General features: G+C 74.4%; 2 protein-coding genes and 1 pseudogene. All 3 read left to right on the forward strand.

Going from position 1 to position 2,475, the window contains the following annotated elements; translation table 11 throughout:
- Positions 1-752 (forward strand): annotated as a pseudogene (locus H0U68_RS22815) (hypothetical protein); the annotation flags it as partial.
- 11 nt (positions 753-763) lie between these two features.
- On the forward strand, positions 764-1,939 hold the full coding sequence (locus H0U68_RS22820; protein WP_296359195.1) for a hypothetical protein: 1,176 nt from the start codon (positions 764-766) through the stop codon (positions 1,937-1,939).
- Between the two features lie 110 nt (positions 1,940-2,049).
- A partial coding sequence (locus tag H0U68_RS22825) for a hypothetical protein (protein ID WP_296359196.1) occupies positions 2,050-2,475 on the forward strand: 426 nt, incomplete at its 3' end.

The following is a 2,475-nucleotide window of genomic DNA, read 5'->3' on the forward strand; positions in this document are numbered from 1 at the left end:
GGCTGGCCGAGATGGTGGCGCTGACCATGCCGGCCGCTGAACCGCCGCCCGCCGCCCGCAGCGCCGACCCGGGGCCTGCGTCTGCCTTTGCACCGGCGCCCGATCCTCTGAAGGGCGGGGCGATGGCTGTCCTGCCGCCAATCCCCGCGCGGTCGCCCCGGCCGCTGCCCGCGCTGCCTTCCGTACAGCAACGCGCCGAACCCGCGTTTGCACCCGCACCCGCACCGACGCCTGCGAACGCGAATGCCCTCGCGCTGGCGGCGCCGCCCGCCATGCCGCAGCCTGCCGGTGCTCCCCTGAACGCCCCACCGGTGGCGGCCCTGGTCGCCGCGCCAGCCGCGCCGGTGACCGCCCCGGCAGCCCGGCCCAACCCCGGCATCACCATGGCCGAAGTCCACCCGATCCTGTCCCGGCTGCTGCAGCAGCTGGAAAGCGGCGCCGGCGAGCGCGTCATCGGCCTGCTGGACCGCGATGCGCGCGCCGCGCCGGCGGCGCAGGCGCTGCTGCGCCAGTACAACCACCTGGTGGAAGGCGCACGCCAGGTGAAGGTGGCGAATGCGCAGTTCCGCGCCGAACCGCAGGAAGGCCGGCTGGTCGTCATCGGCCAGGTGCTGATGCAGGTGGGCGACCCGCAGGCCGGCACCACGCCGCGCGAGTTCGCCGTGCAGGCCGAATTCGTCTCGCGCGACGGCGCGGTGGTGATGACCCAGCTTGCGCGGGCGCAGCCCATGTCCGCCGAGCGCCGGCCCTGAGCACCGACGGCATGGACACCGCATTGACCCTGCCCCGCCCCGCCGCCGCCATCGGTCCGCTGCGCCTGGCCGTGGCTCTCGGCGCGGCAGCCGTGCTCGCCTGGCTGGCGCTGGACCTGAACCTGCGGCGCGCCTGCACCGTGAACGACACGCCCTATCTGCCGCTATGCGCGCCCGGCGCCGCGTCCGCGGATGCGGCGGGCCTGCGCGAGCGCATTGCCCGCAATCCGGCCGACACGGCCGCCTACGTGCAGCTCGCGCTGCGCGAGGCCCCGGCCAACGCGGACAGCCTGGCGGCGGCGGCCAAGCTGGCACCCACCCATCCGCAGGTGCTGGTGCTGCGCGCCGCCACCGCGCTGGACCGCGGCGACTGGACCACGGCCGCGGGCTTGCTGGTGACGCTGGTGGAGCACCACCGCAACGACAACGCCGCCCGCGCGCTGGCGGTGCTGGCAGGCACCGGCCACACCGACGTGCTGCTGCCGCACCTGGCCGCCGGCAGCCACTGGCTGGACGCGGTGCTGCGCCTGCTGCCGGACACCAAGGTGCCGTTCTCCGCCATGCTGCCGCTGGTGGCGCAGGGCCGGCGCCAGGGCGTGCTGGACGACGCCGCCATGCGCGGCTACGTGCGCGACCTCAAGGCGGCAGGCGCCTGGGGCGATGCCTACAGCCTGTGGCTGGCGCTGCACGGCAACGCCGTGCCGGTCCTGTTCAACGCCAGCTTCGACCAGCCACTGGAGGCCGGCGGCTTCGATTGGGAGCCCGCCGAGCAGCCGCCCGCGCGCGCCGGCGTGCTGTTCACGCAGGTCGGCACCGAGGGCCGCGGCAACGTGCTGGAGCTGCGCTTCACCGGCCGGCCGCTGCCGGTGCCGTTGCTGCACCAGCAGCTGTTCCTGGGCGAGGGCCGCTACCGGCTGCGCGGACAGTACCGCGCCACCCAGCTGCGCATGGAGCAGGGCCTGGCCTGGGTGCTGCAGTGCGTCGCGCCGAACACCCCGCCGCTGCGCTCGGCGCCGCTGGCCGGGGGCGCAGCCCAGTGGCAGCCGTTCGAATTCGAATTCGCCGTGCCGCGCGGCTGCGGCGCGGTGGCCAGCCTGCGGCTGGAGCCGGCCGCCGCCTTCGAGGCGCGCACCGGCGCCCGCGGCGCGGTCGCCTTCGACGACCTGTCGCTGGCGCAATTGCGGTGAGACGGTCCTTTCGCACGGCGGCACGGTTGACCTTACGAACCCTTTCCACCTATATTCACCTGGGGTTTGCGCGTCTGCCGCCCGCCCGTTTCCTTTCCGGAGCCGAAATCATGCTGAAGAAGACATTGACCGTCGTCGCCTGTGCCCTCCTGTGCGGCGCCGTGCTGGCGCAGCAGGCTGCCCTGATCGGCAAATCCGCCGAAGTCAAGGGCCTGGTCACCGTCAGCGACGGCTCCACCGTGCGCAGCGTGCTCGATGGCGCGCCGGTCGTGGACGGCACCCGCTACGTCACCAGCTCCAACGGCACCGTGCTGCTGCGCATGGACAACGGCTGCGACGTCCGCCTGCAGCCGAACCAGGCGCTGGTGGTGCGCGACAAGGACGACTGCCCGGCCCTGTGGGCGGCGATCCAGAACGTCGGCGACAAGGCGGTGGCGGGCTTCCTGGGCGGCGGCGCCGGCCTGGCGCTGCTGGGGGCCACGGCGGCAACGGCGGCGCTGCTGCGCAGCGGCAACAACGGCAGCCCGCCCCCCATC

It is taken from the genome of Ramlibacter sp., from assembly GCF_013697775.1.
Lineage (GTDB): Bacteria > Pseudomonadota > Gammaproteobacteria > Burkholderiales > Burkholderiaceae_C > Ramlibacter.